This is a genomic window from Mesorhizobium sp. WSM3860 (assembly GCF_002294995.1).
In the GTDB taxonomy this organism is placed as follows: domain Bacteria; phylum Pseudomonadota; class Alphaproteobacteria; order Rhizobiales; family Rhizobiaceae; genus Mesorhizobium.
In genome coordinates this window covers 456,390-472,048 of sequence record NZ_NSGF01000002.1, presented here as the reverse complement: position 1 = coordinate 472,048, position 15,659 = coordinate 456,390, and the positions used below count along the sequence as shown (strand labels likewise).

The following is a 15,659-nucleotide window of genomic DNA, read 5'->3' as shown; positions in this document are numbered from 1 at the left end:
TTTCCGAAGCGCGCGAAGCCGTCAAGCTGATCGCGTCGGGCAAGCTACGCTGCGACGGGATCGAAGGCGAGATCACGCAAAGCAAGCCCCGCAGCTATGGTTGGCGCCCTTGTGCCGAGGCCGCTCGGGAACCTGCTCGCCGTGTTGTTGTGCCCCTTGATTGGCGTCAATGCGGGCGCGGCCGGAGGCGAACAGTCATCAGCCGGCAAAATGGCATTGTTTAATGGGCCTGTTGTCACGAAAGTGTGATCGGCCGCCTATAGGGATCGACCGGTTACTCGTTCCAGCCACCTCAAGAGCCAGAGGACAGCCCATGACCCAATCCCCTGAGATCCGCTTCCGTACCAGCCAGCTCGAGGAGAATGACGGCCCGCCCGTCAATCCTACCGACAACCGCACGATGGGCGAGATCATCGCCGCGCGGTTCTCGCGCCGCGACTTACTCAAGGGTTCGCTCGCCGTCTCGGCCATCGCCGCCACCGTGAGCCCGCTGGCGCTCGTCGCGGCAGACGAGGCGCGCGCCGCCGAGGCCTCGGCCTTCAAATTCGACGAGCTCGACGCCGGCATCGACGACAAGCACCACGTCGCGCCGGGCTACGATGCCGACGTGCTGTTGCGCTGGGGCGACCCGCTCTTCGCCGATTCGCCGGAATTCGACCCGGCAAAACAATCGGCCGAAGCCCAGGCAAGACAGTTCGGCTACAACAACGACTATATCGGCTATATCGCGATCGACGGCTCGGCCGAGCATGGCCTGCTGGTCGTCAACCACGAATACACCACCCCCCATCTGATGTTCCCCGGCATGGTCAAGATCGTCGACAAGGACGGCAAGAAGGCCGCCGAGGTGGCGCCGCTCAGCAAGGAGCAGGTCGATGTGGAGATGGCGGCGCACGGCGGCAGCATCGTCGAGATTCGCAAGGAGAGGGGCAAATGGCAGGTGGTGCGCGACGGCAAGCTCAACCGCCGCATCATGTCCACCACCGAGATGGCGCTGTCCGGCCCCGCGGCCGGCCATGATCGCCTCAAGACCAATGCCGACCCGTCCGGCACCAAGGTCATCGGCACTCTCAACAACTGCGCCGGCGGCGTCACGCCCTGGGGCACCTATGTGATGGCCGAGGAGAACATCCACGGCTATTTCTCGGGCGAGCTGCCGGAAGGCCACAAGGAGGCCGCCAACTACAAGCGCCTCGGCATTCCGGAGGGCGCCTATGAATGGGGCGCGCATTACGATCGCTTCAACCTCTCCAAGGAACCGAACGAGCCCAACCGCTTCGGCTGGATCGTCGAGGTCGACGTCAACGACCCGAATTCGGTGCCGAGGAAGCGAACCGCCATGGGTCGCTTCAAGCATGAGGGCGCCGAGTCGATCGTCGCCAAGGATGGCCGCGTCGTCTTCTATCTCGGCGACGACGAGCGCTTCGACTATGTCTATAAATTCGTCACAAAGGCTACGTTCAATCCGAACGACCGCGCCGCCAACATGAACCTGCTCGACGAGGGCACGCTCTCTGTCGCCAAATTCGCCGAGGACGGCTCGGTCGAATGGATGCCGATCGTATTCGGCGAAGGTCCGCTGACGGCGGAAAACGGTTTCTCCGGTCAGGCCGACGTTCTGATCGAGACGCGTCGCGCCGCCGACCTGCTCGGCGCAACCAAGATGGATCGACCGGAAGACATCCAGCCCAATGCCGGCAACGGCAAGGTCTATGTCATGCTGACCAACAATTCGAAGCGCAAGGCCGAGCAGGTCGACGCCGCCAATCCGCGCGCGGCGAACGCCTTCGGCCACATCATCGAGATCGTCGAGGACGGCGGCGATTTCGTTGCCACGAAGGGCAAGTGGGAAGTGCTCCTGAAATGCGGCGATCCCTCGGTGGCCGATGTCGGCGCCACCTTCTCGACCGCCACCACGGCCAATGGCTGGTTCGGCATGCCGGACAATTGCGCCGTCGATTCCGCGGGCCGGCTGTGGGTCGCAACCGACGGCCAGGGCCCGAAGGCCACCGGCCGCACCGACGGCCTGTGGGCGGTCGACACCGAGGGCGCGGCGCGAGCGACCTCAAAGCTGTTCTTCCGCGTGCCGATCGGCGCCGAAATGTGCGGCCCGCTGTTCGCGCCGGACGACCAGACCGCCTTCGTCGCGGTCCAGCATCCGGGCGACGGCGGCGAGGACTGGGAAGCCTTTGGTCGCCCCTCCTATTATGAGGACCCGTCGACCCGCTGGCCGGACTTCAAGCCGGACATGCCGGTGCGTCCGGCGGTGGTCGCCATCACCAAGCAGGGTGGCGGCAAGATCGCGGTCTGATAGGCGGCTTCGCCTAAGCAGGGGAAGGGTTGCGGTGATCCGCGACCCTCCCTCACCTTGCAATTATTCCATGCGATTTTCCCGAACTGCAGGTTGAGCGCTATGAAAAATCTCAGGCTTTCATCAGCCACTCATGCTCGGCGGCGTTGTGGAATTTCCACGTCCGCTTCGGGCCGGCCATGACGTTGAGGTAATAGAGATCATAGCCGTGGCAGGCCGCACAGGGGTGGTAGCCCTTCGGCACCAGCACGACGTCGCCATCCTCGATCGCCATCGCCTCGTCCAGATCGCGCACGCCATTCCTGTCGGCGTCGGTGTAGACGCGCTGGAACGCGAAACCCTGCGGCGGGTTGAGGCGGTGGTAATAGGTCTCCTCGAGATAGGACTCGGCCGGCAGATTGTCCTGGTCATGTTTGTGCGGCGGATAGCTGGAGGTGTGGCCGCCGGGCGTGATGACCTCGACCACCAGCAGCGAGTCGGCCGGCTTGCCCTCGGGCAGAATGTTGGTGACGTAGCGGGTGTTGGTGCCCTTGCCGCGCACTTCCTGACCGAGATCGTCGGGCGCAATGACGCGAGCGGGCAGGCTGCCGCCGAGGCCCGGCGCCGAGCAGACGGCAAGCTCCAGCTCGGTGTCGGCGGTCACCGACCAATCGGAGCCTTGCGGCACATAGACCGACCAGGGCTTGCCTTCGAAGGGCGACATGCGCTCGCCGAGCAGGCCGAGATCCTTGCCGCCGGCCGCAGCCTTGCCCTTGCCGGTGACGAAGACCAGGCAGACCTCGCGCTCGGCCGTCTTGCCGGCCGCCGTGTCGCCGGGCTTGAGCCGATGAAGATCGAAGCCGACATAGGTCCAGCCGGCGCTTTTGGGCGTGACATGGGCGACGCAGCCGTGGCCCTTGTCGGCCTTGACGAGCAGTTTCGACATTTGTTGTCTCTCCTAGTTCCTCGACGCTTTGACTTTGACAAGTCGCAGGCGGTTGGCAGCCAAGATTTCACGCGCGTCGATGGACCGTCGCGAAACCTTGGAGATTGGCCGAGGCCTCTCAACTTCGTCATCCTAGGGCGAAGCAGGAGCGAAGCTCCGTCGCGAAGACCCTAGGATGACGAAGCGAGGGGCGTTCCGGCCAACCGCCAATGCATGCGATCCGCGACGCTCGCTGCGTCCGATCCACAAAAGCGTTTTCGCCATGGCCGTCATTCCTTCGGCTCGGCCGGAGGCTTGGGCTCCTCGGCCGGCTTGTAGAGGTAGAAGAACTGCCACACCGCGTAACCGGCGAAGCCCAGCGCGATGACGCCCCAGAACGGCGTGCCGGAGGCGAATTCGATCACCGACCAGACGAGGCAGACGGCCACGACGGCAATGCGCCGCCACAGCGGCCGGAAGAAGGGGTGCTCATAGTCTTTCATCGCGCCAATCCAGGATTTGCCCAACGCGCATCAGATAGATCGAGCGCCAGGCCAAATCCACCGTTTAGGCCGGGAAGCCCTGCGTCTCGACCGTATAGCCGGCGGCCGTCATCACCCGCATCAGCTCCTTGTGGCCGACCTCAGCCATCTTCAGCGGCGGGTTCTTCTTCGGATCCTGCTCGGCCTCGACCACGAACCAGCCTTCATAGCCGTAGTCGGCGAAGCGCTGGACGATGGCGCCGAAATCGAGCGAGCCGTCGCCCGGCACGGTGAAGGCGCCGAGCGCGACGGCATCGAGGAAGGACTGTTTCGTGCGGTCGAGCCTGTCGATCACGTCCATGCGAACATCCTTTACATGGACGTGGTTGATGCGCTTGTGATGGTTGTCGATGGCGCGCAGCACATCGCCGCCGGCAAAGGCGAGATGGCCGGCATCGAGCAGCAGCGGGATGCCTTCGCCGGAATGGCGCATGAAGGAATCGAGTTCCGGCTGGGTCTCGACCACTGCCGCCATGTGATGATGGTAGGAGAGCTGCATACCCTGGTCGGCGCACCATTCGCCGAATTCGGTGACGCGGCGGCCATAGGCCTTCATCTCGTCGCCGGAAAGCTTTGGCTTGGTGGCAAGAGGCTTGGAGCGGTCGCCCTGGATGGAGTGGCCGACCTCGCCATAGACGATGCAGGGCGCGTTGACCGCCTTGAACAGGTCGATCATCGGCTGGATGCGATCCTTGTTCCGAGAGATGTCCTCATTGACCAGCGTGCCGGAGAACCAGCCGCCGCAGAGCGTGACGTCGGCCTCCTTCAGGATCGGCAGCATCACCTTCGGGTCGTTGGGGAAGCGGCGGCCCATCTCCATGCCGGTGAAGCCGGCCGAGCGTGACTGACGCAGGCATTCCTCCAGCGACACGTCATCGCTCAATTCCACGAGATCGTCGTTCCACCACGCAATGGGGGACATGCCCAGTTTGGCTTTCAAGTCGTCACTCCAGCTTCAATCGTTCAATTTTCGCTCGTCGGCCCTGCCCTCATCCGCCTGCCGGCACCTTCTCCCCGTGAAGGACGGGGAGAAGGGACAAGCTCCGGCGCTGGCGACCCCCTCTCCCTGTTCTTCACGGGGAGAGGGTAAGGGTGAGGGGCGGCGCCAGCTCTAATCACCCAAGCTCTGCATGAGCTTTTTCTCCTCATACGCCTTCCGCGCGGCGTTGACTTCGCGACGCGACGAGACCTCCGGCACGGCGACGTCCCACCAGTGGCCGCCGGCCTCGGTCGACACCAGCGGATCGGTGTCGATGACCAGCACGGTGGTCTTGTCGTTGCCCTTCGCCCTGGCGAACGCCGTCTCCAGCTCCGCGATCGAGGCCACTTTCTCGGCGACCGCGCCGAGACTTGCCGCATGGGCGGCGAAGTCGACGTCGGGCACCACCTCGTGGCGAGCGTCCTTCAAAAGATTGTTGAAGTTGGCGCCGCCGGTCGCCATCTGCAGCCGGTTGATGCAGCCATAGCCGCGGTTGTCGAGCAGCACGATGGTGAGTTTCAAACCCAGCATCACCGAGGTGGCGATCTCGGAGTTGAGCATCAGATAGGAGCCGTCCCCGACCATGACGACGACCTCCTGATCAGGCTTGGCCATCTTGACGCCGAGGCCTCCAGCGATCTCGTAGCCCATGGTCGAGAAGCCGTATTCGGCATGGTAGGACCCTGGCGCGCCCGCTTGCCAGAGCTTGTGCAATTCGCCCGGCAGCCCGCCGGCGGCATGCAACAGCGTGACGCCCGAACCCATGGCGCGCTGCACGGCGCCGATCACCTGCGCGTCCGAGGGATAGGCGGCATTAGTCGATGCCGTCACCTTGGCGGCTGCGGCCTGCCAGTCCTTCTTGCCCTTCAGCGCATTGTCGGTCCAGGCGCTTGGCGCCTTCCAGCCTTTCAGCGCGGCGGAAAGCTCGGAGAGCCCCTCGGCCGCGTCGGCGACCAGTGGCAGCGCCCAGTGCTTGCCGGCATCGAAGACCTGCGTGTTGAGCCCGATGATCGTCTTGCCGGCATTCTTGAACAGCGCCCAGGAACCGGTGGTGAAATCCTGCAGCCTTGTGCCGACGGCAAGAACCACATCGGCCTCTTCCGCCAGCCGGTTGGCCGCCGATGTGCCGGTGACGCCGACCGCTGCCATGTTGAGCGGATGATCGTCGGGCAGCGAGGATTTGCCGCCTTGCGTTTCGCAGACCGGAATGCCGGCGCCTTGCACCAGCTTGGCCAGCTCTCCGGAAGCCTGCGAATAGAGGACGCCGCCGCCGGCAATCACCAGCGGCTTCTTCGCCCCCTTCAGCGCCGCGACGGCGGCGGCTAGCTCGTTGCGGTCCGGGCGCAGCCGGCGCGGCATCCAGACGCGCTCGGCAAACAGGCTTTCCGGATAATCATAGGCCTCCGCCTGCACGTCCTGGCAGAGCGAAAGCGTGACCGGGCCGCATTCGGCCGGATCGGTCAGCACCTGCATGGCGCGGTTGAGCGCCGGGATGATCTGCTCCGGCCGCGTGATGCGGTCGAAATAGCGCGAGACGGGGCGGAAGCAGTCGTTGACGCTCGCCGTGCCGTCGGAGAAATCTTCGGCCTGCTGCAGCACCGGGTCGGGCAAGCGGTTGGCGAAGACATCGCCGGGCAGCAGCAGCACCGGCAGGCGATTGACGTGGGCGAGCGCCGCAGCCGTCACCATGTTGAGCGCGCCGGGGCCGATCGAGGTGGTGGCGGCCATGAAGCGGCGGCGGAAATTCGCCTTGCCGTAAGCGATCGCGGCATGCGCCATCGCCTGCTCGTTATGGGCGCGGAAGGTCGGCAGCTCGTCGCGCACCTGATAGAGCGCCTCGCCGATGCCGGCGACATTGCCATGGCCGAAGATCGCCCAGACGCCGCCGAAGATCGGCGCCTTTTTGCCCTCGATCTCGGTGATCTGGCGCGACAGGAAGCGGGTTACCGCCTGCGCCATCGTCAGGCGAATTGTCTTGCTCATCTTGTTTTCCTCCGCTGTCCTTATGCCGCCTTGCGGCCGCGCGCGGCAAGCCATGCCTCGGTCAGCTGCTCGAAGCGGGACGCCATATCGACGACCGCCTCTTCATCCGACATCTTGCCGGCCAGCCATTGTTCGGCGGCGTTGATGAAGATGGTGCGACCGACGGCGAAGCCCTTGACGATTGGCGCGTTGGCGGTGGCGGCAAAGGCGGCTTCCAGCTCGTCCTGTGGAGCCTCCAGGCCGAGCAGCACGACACCGCGGCACCATGGATCGTTCCTGACGATCACCTGTTCGATCCTAGCCCAGGCATTGGCCGAAGCCTGCGGCTCGAGCTTCCACCAGTCGGGCTTGATGCCTAGCGCATAGAGTTCCTCCAGCGCGCGCGGGATGGTGGTGTCGTCGAGCTTGCCGTGCTTGCCGGCGATGATCTCGACCAGCAATTCGCGGCCGACCTTGCGCGCGGCCTCGAACAGGCTGCGCAGCTTCTGCTGCTGTTCCAGCTTCAGCGCCTCAGGGTCGTCCGGGTGGTAGAAGCAAAGGCATTTGATGCAGTGCTCGACCGGCCAGTCGATCAGCTGCGAGCCGATGTCCTGCGAGAACTCGAAGCGCAGCGGCCGCGATCCGGGCAGCTCGACCGGGCGGCCAAGCCAGGCGAAGGGGTGGCGGGCGAATTCGAACATCGCGTCGCGGCCATATTTCTCGTCGAGCAGCATGCCGTAGCCGGCGCGGCCGGCGGCGACCCTGGCAGCCGCCTTGACCGTCAGCACCTTGAAATCCTCGATGCGCGCGACATCGGCACCAGCCTTGGCGGCGACGTCCTCGAGCTGGATTCGATGGTCACAGGCCAGTGCCATCAGCGAGGGAACGTCGCGCCGGCGCGTCGTCGCCCAGTGGATGTGGTTGATCGCCTCGTCCTTGCGCAGCGCCAGATGCTTGCTGCCGTGCTTCAAGAAGAACTGCAGTTCCTCGAAGGTCGGATATTCCGGCGCGCAGAGCAGGCGCGACACGGCGAAGGCGCCGCAGGCATTGGCCCAGGTCGCCGCCATGGCAAAGCTTTCGCCGCCGAGCCAGCCACGCAGGAAGCCTGACATGAAGGCGTCGCCGGCTCCGAGCACGTTGTAGATCTCGATCGGAAAGCCCTTGCCGACGATGCCGTCCTCGAGGTCGTCGCTGATCGGCCCGTCATAGACGATGCAGCCCTTGGCGCCGCGCTTGAGCACGATGGTGGCGGCCGACAGCGCGCGGATCGTCTTCAGCGCGCTCAGACAATCGTCGGCGCCCGACGCGATCATGATCTCCTCTTCGGTGCCGACGATGAGATCGCAATCCGGCAGCACCGTCTTCAACTGCGCCGAGACTCGATCCGACTTGACGTAGCGCTCGAAGCCTTCGGCATGGCCGGCGAGCCCCCACAGGTTCGGGCGGTAGTCGATGTCGAATACGACCTTGCCGCCCTTGGCCTTCATCAAACGGATCGCCTTGCGCTGTGCGGCATCCGAGTTGGGGCGCGAGAAATGCGTGCCGGTGACGACGACGGCGCGCGCCGAGGCGATGAAAGCCTCGTCGATGTCCTCTTCGGCGAGCGCCATGTCGGCGCAGTCGGAGCGGTAGAAGATCATCGGCGAGACGCCTTCGTCCTCGACGGAAAGCAGCACCAGCGCCGTCAGCCGCTCCTTGTCGGTCTTCAACCCGTCGACCGAGACGCCTTCACGCCTGAGCTGCTCGCGGATGAAGCGGCCCATCTGCTCGTCGCCGACGCGGGTAAGCAGCGCCGAACGGAGGCCGAGCCTGGCCGTGCCGACGGAAATATTGGCCGGGCAGCCGCCGACCGACTTGGCGAAGGAGGTGATGTCCTCCAGACGCGAGCCGATTTGCTGGCCGTAGAGATCGACCGAGGCGCGGCCGATCGTGATGACGTCGAGCGGCGGATATTTCGCTTCCACGGCTTCGCCCATTCGAACCTCCCATCGGCCTTGTTGTGCAGAGCAGCGTCGTTTTGGGCAGCACGCGCAAACGGCAGCGTGAGACCGTCAATATGAAATAATAATTCCAATCTATAGTCAATATGGAATGAGCATTCTCGGGTGGAAAAACGCCTGTTCGGGGCCGCTCAGGCCTTGCGTCTGCGGCCGGCGTCTCGCCGCTTCTCGCCGACGGCGACGGTCAGCGCCATGGCGAGCGCCATCGTCGCCGACAAAGAGCGGAAGCCGCCGAAATCGGATTCGGCCACCTCGAACCAGACCTTGGCGAATTGGGCGAGCGGCGAAAAAGAGCTGTCGGTGATGGCAACGATCGGCACGCCCTGCTCGGCGATCGAGCGCGTCTCTTCGATGGTCGCAGGCGCGTAAGGCGAGAAGCTGATGGCGATCACGGCGTCGCGCGGCGTAGCGAAGCCGATCATCTCGGCATTCAAGCCTGCGGCCGACTCGATCAGTTGGTTGCGGATCTTGAGCTTGCCCAGCGCATAGGCGATGTAGGAGGCGACCGGATAGGAGCGGCGCTTGGCCAGCACATAGATTGTCTCGGCTTTTGCCAGGAGCGTGATCGCCTGTTCGAAATGCGCATCGTTCAGCGCGCGCGAAATGTCGCTGAGCGAGGTGCTGGCGGCAGCGACGAAGCCGTCGAAGATCGCCCGGTGCCCGGCGCCTTCCTCTGCCTTGGCGCGCAGCGCCGCAAGCCGCTCGTCATAGGAGGAATTGCGTTCGCGCAGCCGCTCACGAAACACCTGCTGCAGGCTGGTGAAACCGTCGAAGCCGAGCTGCTGGGCGAAGCGGATCAGCGTCGAGGGCTGGACGCCGGCGGAAGCCGCGATGCTCGCCGCCGTGCCGAAGGCGATGTCGTCGGGGTTGTCGAGCGCATAGGCGGCGATCTGCGCGATGCGCTTGGGCAGGCTCGTGCGCCGCTCCAGGATCGTCGTGCGCAAGGTCTCGAAATCGCGAGGCACCCGTCCGTCCATCGTCGCTCCGCCCACGGCCATGCTGGTGTTCCCTCTCCTGCCTCATCATAGCGGTTTCGCGCAAGAACACCATAAAAAATGATTTGGACGTTCCATTCTCGGCTGAAATGGATTAATTCATCCATACGAATTCTTCCCAGACCGGTCCCGCGAAACGCGGAACCAGTCTACCTGTTTGTTGACGCAATTCCGGGCGGAAAACCGCTTCACACTTTTCCTGGAATTTGCTCTAGCGCGGAGACATCGACATGGTCGGAGTGGGCCTCATCGGCACGGGCTTCATGGGCAAGTGCCACGCCATCGCCTGGAATGCGGTCGGCACCGTGTTTCCCGATGTCGAGAAGCCGAGGCTGGTGCATCTGGGTGAGGTCAATGACGAGCTCGCAAAGCGCAAAGCGGCCGAGTTCGGCTTCGCCCGAGGCTCGGGCGACTGGCGCGCCGTCGTCAACGATCCGCAGGTCGACGTCGTCTCGCTGACCACGCCCAACCAGTTCCATCCGGAAATGGCGATCGCCATCCTCGAAGCCGGTAAGCATCTGTGGTGCGAGAAGCCGATGGCGCCCAGTTTTGCCGAGGCCGAGGCGATGGCGAAGGCAGCGACGAAATCCGGCAAGGCCGCGGTGCTCGGCTACAACTACATTCAGAACCCGGCCATCCGCCATATCGGCGCGCTGCTCGAGGACAAGATCATCGGCGACGTCAATCTCGTGCGCATCGAGATGGACGAGGATTTCATGGCCGATCCCGAGGCGCTGTTCTTCTGGAAGCATGAGGCGGCTTCGGGTTATGGCGCGCTCGACGATTTCGCGGTGCATCCGCTGTCGCTGATCAAGGTGCTGTTCGGCCGCGTCGCCCGCGTCATGTGCGACATGGCGAAACCCTATGCCGACCGGCGCGTCGCCTCCGGCGGCCGCCGTGCGGTCGAGACCTACGATATCGCCAGCGTGCTGATGCATCTGGAGAACGGTGTCGCCGGCACGCTGCTGGTCAACCGGTCGGCCTGGGGCCGCAAGGGCCGTATCGCCCTCCAGATCTTCGGCTCGAAAGGCTCGATCCTCTACGACCAGGAGCGGATGAACGAGTTCCAGCTTTATCTGACCGCCGACCGGCCGACCGAGCAGGGCTACCGCACGATCCTGGTGGCGCCGCACCACAAGCCCTACGATTCGTTCCTGCCGGCGCCCGGCCACGGCCTCGGCTTCAACGACCTCAAGATGATCGAATGCCGCGAGCTGCTGATGCGGATCGCCGGCAAACCGGCGCGGATCATCGACTTCGACGAGGGGCTGGAGATCGAGCGCACCGTGCATGCGATGGCGCGATCGTTCCAGCAACAGCGCTGGGTGGATGTGAGGTAAGCCGATTCCCCTTCAGGTGCCGGCGGCTGCTGCCGCATTGATCTCCCAACCGTCCACCCAAACCTGCCGCAGTAGATCGCCTTCGCCTTTGAACCATAGGCCGGTTGGCTGGCAATCCTCGATGCGGTCGCTGCGGAAATTGCGGATCGCCTGGCGCAGCTCGCACCAGGCGACGATGTTGGCCGTCTCGGCGTAGTAGATGAGCGCGATCGGGCGGACGATACGCTGCGTGGCACGGCCGGCTTCGTCGCGATAGGCAAGGTCGAGCTTCTCCTCGTCGCGGATGGCGCGGCGCACCAGCGCCAGATCGACCGCCGCCGCGGAAGGTGCGGCAAAACCCCAGGCATGAAGAGCGTTGGCGTCGAGCGTCTGGCGCAAGGGCGGCGGCACGGCGCCGGCGATCTTGGCGCCGACGCGTTTTGCCGCCTGTTTGAGCTCATCGTCGCCGGTGCGTTCGAGCAGCGCCAGCGACAGCACGATCGCCTCCATCTCCTCGATCGAAAACATCAGCGGCGGCAGGTCGAAGCCAGGACGCAGGATATAGCCGATGCCGCGACCGCCCTCGATCGGCACGCGCATCGCCTGCAGCGCTACGATATCGCGATACACCGAGCGTACCGTCACTTCCAGTAGCTCGGCAATCGTCGCCGCCGTCACCGGCTTCTTGGCCAGCCGCAGTATCTGGATGATTTCGAACAGGCGCGAGGCCTTGCGCATTTCCTCACTCGATCGAAACGCAACTGACACACCCCCGTCAGTTGGGGTGACCTATAGGGCCGCGCACCGTTTTGAAAATCAACAGATTTCTCAGCGTCCTTGGTGGTCGCTGCGACAGGCAACTGACATGAGTTATGCGGAAAATCTCTGGCTCTTCTTCATCCTGCTGTTCGGCATCATCGCCGTTCCCGGCATGGACATGCTGTTCGTGCTGGCCAATGCGCTGACCGGGGGGCGCGACAGGGGACTGGCGGCGACCGGCGGCATCATGCTGGGGGGCGCGGTGCATACGCTGAACGGGGCGATCGGCGTCGGGCTGCTGATGCATTTCGTGCCGGTCCTGTTCAAGCCGCTGCTGATCGCCGGCGCCGCTTATATGGCCTATATCGGAATTTCGCTGATGCGCAGCTCGATTACCGTCGGCGATGACGGGCCGGCCGGCAGCCGCTCCGCCCGGAAAGCCTTTCGCCAGGGATTGGTCACCTGCCTGATCAATCCCAAGGCCTATCTCTTCATTCTTGCGGTCTATCCGCAATTCCTGAAGCCGGCTTACGGTCCGATCTGGATGCAGGCCTCCGTCATGGGACTGCTGACGGTCGCCACGCAAGCAGGGATCTATGGCGGGCTCGCCATCACGGCCGGGCGCAGCCGGGCGCTTCTGGTCGGCAATCCGCAGGCGACGGTCATTGCCGGCCGTGCGGCCGGGCTGCTTCTATTCGCGGTCTCGGTATTCACCGCATGGGAAGGGCTGAGGGCGGCGTGAACGCCGCCCTCAGCCAAGGTTGTCAGGCGGCGCCCTGACGGGTGGCGAGCAGTTCGCGCTTCACCGACCGGCGCCACTCGACCGCGCCGGCAAGACCGTGCAGCACCGTCTCGGTGGTCGCCCAGTCGATACAGCCGTCGGTGATGCTCTGGCCGTGGACGAGCGGCTTGCCGGGCACGACGTCCTGACGGCCGGCGACGAGATTGCTCTCGATCATGATTCCGATGATGCGCTCGTCGCCCGCTGCGACCTGGCCCGCCACGTCGTGCGCGACTTTCGGCTGGTTCTCCGGCTTCTTGCCGCTGTTGGCGTGACTGACATCGATCATCAGGCGCGGCGCGATGCCGATGCGGCCGAGCTCCGCGGCGGCCGCGTCCACACTTGCCGCGTCGTAGTTCGGCACGACCCCGCCACGCAGGATGACATGGCAGTCTTCGTTGCCGGTCGTCGCCGCGATCGCGCTGCGGCCGCCTTTGGTGACCGCCATGAAATGATGCGGCTGCGCCGCCGACTTCACCGCCTCGCCGGCGATTCTCAGATTGCCGTCGGTGCCGTTCTTGAAACCGACCGGGCAAGAGAGGCCCGACGCCAGCTCGCGGTGGATCTGGCTTTCGGTCGTGCGCGCGCCGATGGCGCCCCAGGCGACGAGGTCGGCGATGTATTGCGGCGTCGCCATGTCGAGGAACTCGGTCGCCGCCGGCAGGCCGAGATTGTTGACGGCCGACAGCACGTTGCGCGCCATCCGCAAGCCCTTGTCGATGTTGAAGCTGCCGTTGAGGTCGGGATCGTTGATCAGGCCCTTCCAGCCGACCGTGGTGCGCGGCTTCTCGAAATAGACGCGCATGACGATCTCGAGCCGGTCCGCCAGGGCCTCGCGCAGCGCCGCCAGACGGCTGGCGTAGTCCACGGCGGCGACCGGATCGTGGATGGAACAAGGGCCGACGATGACTACCAGTCGATCGTCGGCCCCGGTCAGGATGGAATGGATGGCGTTGCGCGAAGCGGCAACGGTGCGCGTCGCCGTCAGCGAGCGCGGTATCTCGCGCATCACCTCGTCCGGCGTGCTCAGGACTTTGAGTTCCTTGACCCGAAGGTCGTCTGTGGTGGTCAACACGGCTTTCTGCTCCTGGTTAGGAGACCTGCCGGCTGAAACGAAAAAGCCGCCAGGTCTGGCGGCTTTTCGGATTTAGATGCTGCAATCTTCAGATCGAGCGCAATCCTCCCGCCGCCAGCGAGCTGTCGTAGTAAAAGTACCAAAACGAGGCGGTCAGGTGGATCATGCGGCTCATATAGTCGATGCCGGGGCGCTTGTCACGTGCCTCTTCAGGCTACGCATTGTCTCAGTATCCAGTATGGGTACATTGAGGCATTTCCCTGTGACGGGGCACCTTGGGCGCTTTCGAGCCGCAATGTTCTGGTCATGCGATCCAAGGATCGAAGAGCTCAATCCCAAGGCCTTCGAAATCCTTCGTATTGTGCGTTGCCAAAGTGAGCTGCTGCGCAATCGCGGTGGCTGCGATCAGTCCGTCCATGGATGACAGACCGCGACCGCGGCGCTTGGCAAGACCCATCAGGTCACCCCAAGCCAGGGCAACCGACTCGTCCACCGGCAAAACTCGGTGTTCGAAGCGCTGCGGCAAGTCCCGGGCGAGCCATTCAGCCAGCGCCTCGCGTTTACGGCCCTCATTCATCAGAGCAACGCCGCGCCGAATCTCGGCGATCGACACGACGCTGATGAAGGAGCGGTCCTCGTCAAGCCCGTCCAGCCACTCCAAGACGCGAGCGTCCGGCGCCGGCCTTGTCACCTCGGACAGGACATTCGTATCGAGCAGCAGCCTCACAGCGGCAGGTCACGCGGTTCGTCCCGTTGACGCTCGAGGTTCAGATCGGAGCCGCGCAGCGGCGACTCCAGCAGGAACTCTGCAAGTGTCCCTTTGCGTGCGGTCTTCCGCCGCCATTCCTCTGCCGACACGACGACCACGCTTGGTTTGCCGTTTCGGGTGATCGTCTGCGGCGACGATTGCGCCCGATCTATAACCTCCGAGAGCCGGGCTTTTGCCCCTGCGACCGTCCAACTCGCATCTTCTTTGGGCAGCATTTTCAGCCCCATGACTACTCTGACTATCTTGACTATATGGGAATAGCGATGCTGCGGCAACAGAGGGCTTTCAGAGGCCGAACGCCGGGTAGGCGCGCGAGCTAATCACACCTGCACGCACAGCCGAGCTGGTTCTGGACGCGAGACTACTCGGTTGCCCTATTCCCCGACGACGCCGGCGATGTTCTGGTCGTAATCGACCAGCGAGCCGGTCATGACGCCGGCCTGCGGGCTCAGCATGTAGGTGATCAGCCGGGCAAGCTGCGCCGGCTTCACCAGCTGGCCCATCGGCTGCGCGGCCTCGGCCTTTTCCAGCCAGTCGTCCGGCGCATCGTGCCACTTCTTCTGCACGATCGCCTCGCCCTCGGTGTCCATCCAGCCGGGCAGCACGGCATTGCAGCGGATGCGGTTCCGTCGGTAGGCGCTGGCGACATTCTTGGTCAGCGTCATCAGCGCGCCCTTGCTGGTCGAATAGGGCGTCAGGAAGGATTGGCCGGCATGCGCCGACATCGACAGCACGTTGACGATCGAGCCCGGCGCCTTGCGCTCCAGGAGATGCGCGACGAGGCCCTGCATCAGGAAAAAGGGGCCGCGCACATTGGTGTCGAAGATCTGATCGAAAAGCTCTTCCGATGTCTCGACCAGCGAGCCGCGGGCAGAAGTGGCGGCGGCGTTGACCAGCGCATTCAAGGTGCCGAAATGCGCGAGCGCCGTTGCGACGGCGCGCTTGCAGTCGGCGACCTTGGCGACGTCGGCGCTGATGAAGATGGCATCGACGCCGTTCTTCTTGAGCGCTGCGACCGCCCTGTCGCCTTTCTCCTGCGAGCGGCCGACCAGCGCCAGCGCGCGGCAACCCTCGTCGGCCAAGGCTTCCGCAACGGCGAAGCCGATGCCCTGCGCGCCGCCGGTGACGATGGCGCGGGTTCCCGAATTGCGACCGGCCAAACCGTTCATCGCTCTGCTCCTGTGTTTGTGATTATCGATGGATTTTTGAGATTCATTGAGGTTCCGATCGGTTTCTCGGTGCCTTGCCCCATCCTCAACGTCG

The 15,659-nt window shown here is 64.3% G+C and carries 14 protein-coding genes; 3 read left to right on the top strand and 11 right to left on the bottom strand.

The window, feature by feature from the left end; all coding sequences use genetic code 11:
- The first annotated feature begins 313 nt into the window (after positions 1–313).
- A complete protein-coding gene (locus tag CK220_RS06210; RefSeq protein ID WP_095810659.1) occupies positions 314–2,311 on the top strand; it encodes a PhoX family phosphatase in 1,998 nt (665 codons plus the stop codon).
- A gap of 112 nt (positions 2,312–2,423) precedes the next feature.
- Here CK220_RS06210 and iolB read toward each other — a convergent pair whose 3' ends face one another.
- The 6 genes from iolB to CK220_RS06175 all read right to left on the bottom strand — a co-directional run bounded on the left by iolB (position 2,424) and on the right by CK220_RS06175 (position 9,675).
- Complete coding sequence (gene iolB, locus CK220_RS06205; RefSeq protein WP_095810658.1) at positions 2,424–3,236, bottom strand: 5-deoxy-glucuronate isomerase; 813 nt, start codon at positions 3,234–3,236, stop codon at positions 2,424–2,426.
- Between the two features lie 269 nt (positions 3,237–3,505).
- Positions 3,506–3,718 carry a DUF3329 domain-containing protein gene (locus CK220_RS06200; protein ID WP_095810759.1) on the bottom strand — a complete coding sequence of 71 codons (213 nt, stop codon included), beginning with the start codon at positions 3,716–3,718 and terminating at the stop codon, positions 3,506–3,508.
- A gap of 64 nt (positions 3,719–3,782) precedes the next feature.
- Positions 3,783–4,697 carry a myo-inosose-2 dehydratase gene (gene iolE, locus CK220_RS06195; protein ID WP_095810657.1) on the bottom strand — a complete coding sequence of 305 codons (915 nt, stop codon included), beginning with the start codon at positions 4,695–4,697 and terminating at the stop codon, positions 3,783–3,785.
- A gap of 171 nt (positions 4,698–4,868) precedes the next feature.
- A complete protein-coding gene (gene iolD, locus CK220_RS06185) occupies positions 4,869–6,719 on the bottom strand; it encodes a 3D-(3,5/4)-trihydroxycyclohexane-1,2-dione acylhydrolase (decyclizing) (RefSeq protein WP_095810758.1) in 1,851 nt (616 codons plus the stop codon).
- A 20-nt stretch (positions 6,720–6,739) separates the two neighbouring features.
- Positions 6,740–8,674, bottom strand: a complete 1,935-nt coding sequence (iolC, locus tag CK220_RS06180) for a 5-dehydro-2-deoxygluconokinase (protein WP_095810655.1) — start codon at positions 8,672–8,674, stop codon at positions 6,740–6,742.
- A gap of 155 nt (positions 8,675–8,829) precedes the next feature.
- Positions 8,830–9,675: a MurR/RpiR family transcriptional regulator gene (locus CK220_RS06175; RefSeq protein WP_170950336.1), complete on the bottom strand. Its 846-nt coding sequence runs from the start codon at positions 9,673–9,675 to the stop codon at positions 8,830–8,832.
- A gap of 248 nt (positions 9,676–9,923) precedes the next feature.
- Here CK220_RS06175 and CK220_RS06170 point away from each other — a divergent pair, with 248 nt between their 5' ends.
- The gene (locus CK220_RS06170) at positions 9,924–11,033 is read left to right on the top strand and encodes a Gfo/Idh/MocA family oxidoreductase (protein WP_095810654.1); all 1,110 of its coding nucleotides are present in this window, start codon (positions 9,924–9,926) and stop codon (positions 11,031–11,033) included.
- Positions 11,034–11,045: 12 nt separating this feature from the next.
- Here CK220_RS06170 and CK220_RS06165 read toward each other — a convergent pair whose 3' ends face one another.
- Positions 11,046–11,750 carry a YafY family protein gene (locus tag CK220_RS06165; RefSeq protein WP_095810653.1) on the bottom strand — a complete coding sequence of 235 codons (705 nt, stop codon included), beginning with the start codon at positions 11,748–11,750 and terminating at the stop codon, positions 11,046–11,048.
- Between the two features lie 127 nt (positions 11,751–11,877).
- Here CK220_RS06165 and CK220_RS06160 point away from each other — a divergent pair, with 127 nt between their 5' ends.
- Positions 11,878–12,513, top strand: a complete 636-nt coding sequence (locus CK220_RS06160) for a LysE family translocator (protein WP_095810652.1) — start codon at positions 11,878–11,880, stop codon at positions 12,511–12,513.
- Positions 12,514–12,535: 22 nt separating this feature from the next.
- Here the strand turns inward: CK220_RS06160 and CK220_RS06155 are convergent, their stop codons facing one another.
- From CK220_RS06155 to CK220_RS06140, 4 genes are all read right to left on the bottom strand, one after another.
- Positions 12,536–13,627, bottom strand: a complete 1,092-nt coding sequence (locus CK220_RS06155) for a 3-deoxy-7-phosphoheptulonate synthase (RefSeq protein WP_095810651.1) — start codon at positions 13,625–13,627, stop codon at positions 12,536–12,538.
- 304 nt (positions 13,628–13,931) lie between these two features.
- On the bottom strand, positions 13,932–14,354 hold the full coding sequence (locus CK220_RS06150; protein ID WP_095810650.1) for a type II toxin-antitoxin system VapC family toxin: 423 nt from the start codon (positions 14,352–14,354) through the stop codon (positions 13,932–13,934).
- Positions 14,351–14,623 (bottom strand): type II toxin-antitoxin system Phd/YefM family antitoxin, encoded by a 273-nt coding sequence (locus CK220_RS06145; protein WP_245428989.1) that lies wholly within the window; start codon positions 14,621–14,623, stop codon positions 14,351–14,353. The genes CK220_RS06150 and CK220_RS06145 overlap by 4 nt, the downstream gene beginning before the upstream one ends.
- A 147-nt stretch (positions 14,624–14,770) precedes the next feature.
- Positions 14,771–15,565, bottom strand: coding sequence for an SDR family oxidoreductase (locus CK220_RS06140; RefSeq protein ID WP_095810649.1), 795 nt, complete (start codon positions 15,563–15,565; stop codon positions 14,771–14,773).
- Positions 15,566–15,659 lie beyond the last annotated feature (94 nt).

What these genes read in the sequence shown, in the direction of transcription:
- CK220_RS06210 (WP_095810659.1), top strand. Translation starts at nt 314, where the DNA reads ATGACCCAATCCCCTGAGATCCGCTTCCGTACCAGCCAGCTCGAGGAG.
- iolB (WP_095810658.1), bottom strand. Translation starts at nt 3,236, where the DNA reads ATGTCGAAACTGCTCGTCAAGGCCGACAAGGGCCACGGCTGCGTCGCC.
- CK220_RS06200 (WP_095810759.1), bottom strand. Translation starts at nt 3,718, where the DNA reads ATGAAAGACTATGAGCACCCCTTCTTCCGGCCGCTGTGGCGGCGCATT.
- iolD (WP_095810758.1), bottom strand. Translation starts at nt 6,719, where the DNA reads ATGAGCAAGACAATTCGCCTGACGATGGCGCAGGCGGTAACCCGCTTC.
- iolC (WP_095810655.1), bottom strand. Translation starts at nt 8,674, where the DNA reads ATGGGCGAAGCCGTGGAAGCGAAATATCCGCCGCTCGACGTCATCACG.
- CK220_RS06175 (WP_170950336.1), bottom strand. Translation starts at nt 9,675, where the DNA reads ATGGACGGACGGGTGCCTCGCGATTTCGAGACCTTGCGCACGACGATC.
- CK220_RS06170 (WP_095810654.1), top strand. Translation starts at nt 9,924, where the DNA reads ATGGTCGGAGTGGGCCTCATCGGCACGGGCTTCATGGGCAAGTGCCAC.
- CK220_RS06165 (WP_095810653.1), bottom strand. Translation starts at nt 11,750, where the DNA reads ATGCGCAAGGCCTCGCGCCTGTTCGAAATCATCCAGATACTGCGGCTG.
- CK220_RS06160 (WP_095810652.1), top strand. Translation starts at nt 11,878, where the DNA reads ATGAGTTATGCGGAAAATCTCTGGCTCTTCTTCATCCTGCTGTTCGGC.
- CK220_RS06145 (WP_245428989.1), bottom strand. Translation starts at nt 14,623, where the DNA reads ATGGGGCTGAAAATGCTGCCCAAAGAAGATGCGAGTTGGACGGTCGCA.
- CK220_RS06140 (WP_095810649.1), bottom strand. Translation starts at nt 15,565, where the DNA reads ATGAACGGTTTGGCCGGTCGCAATTCGGGAACCCGCGCCATCGTCACC.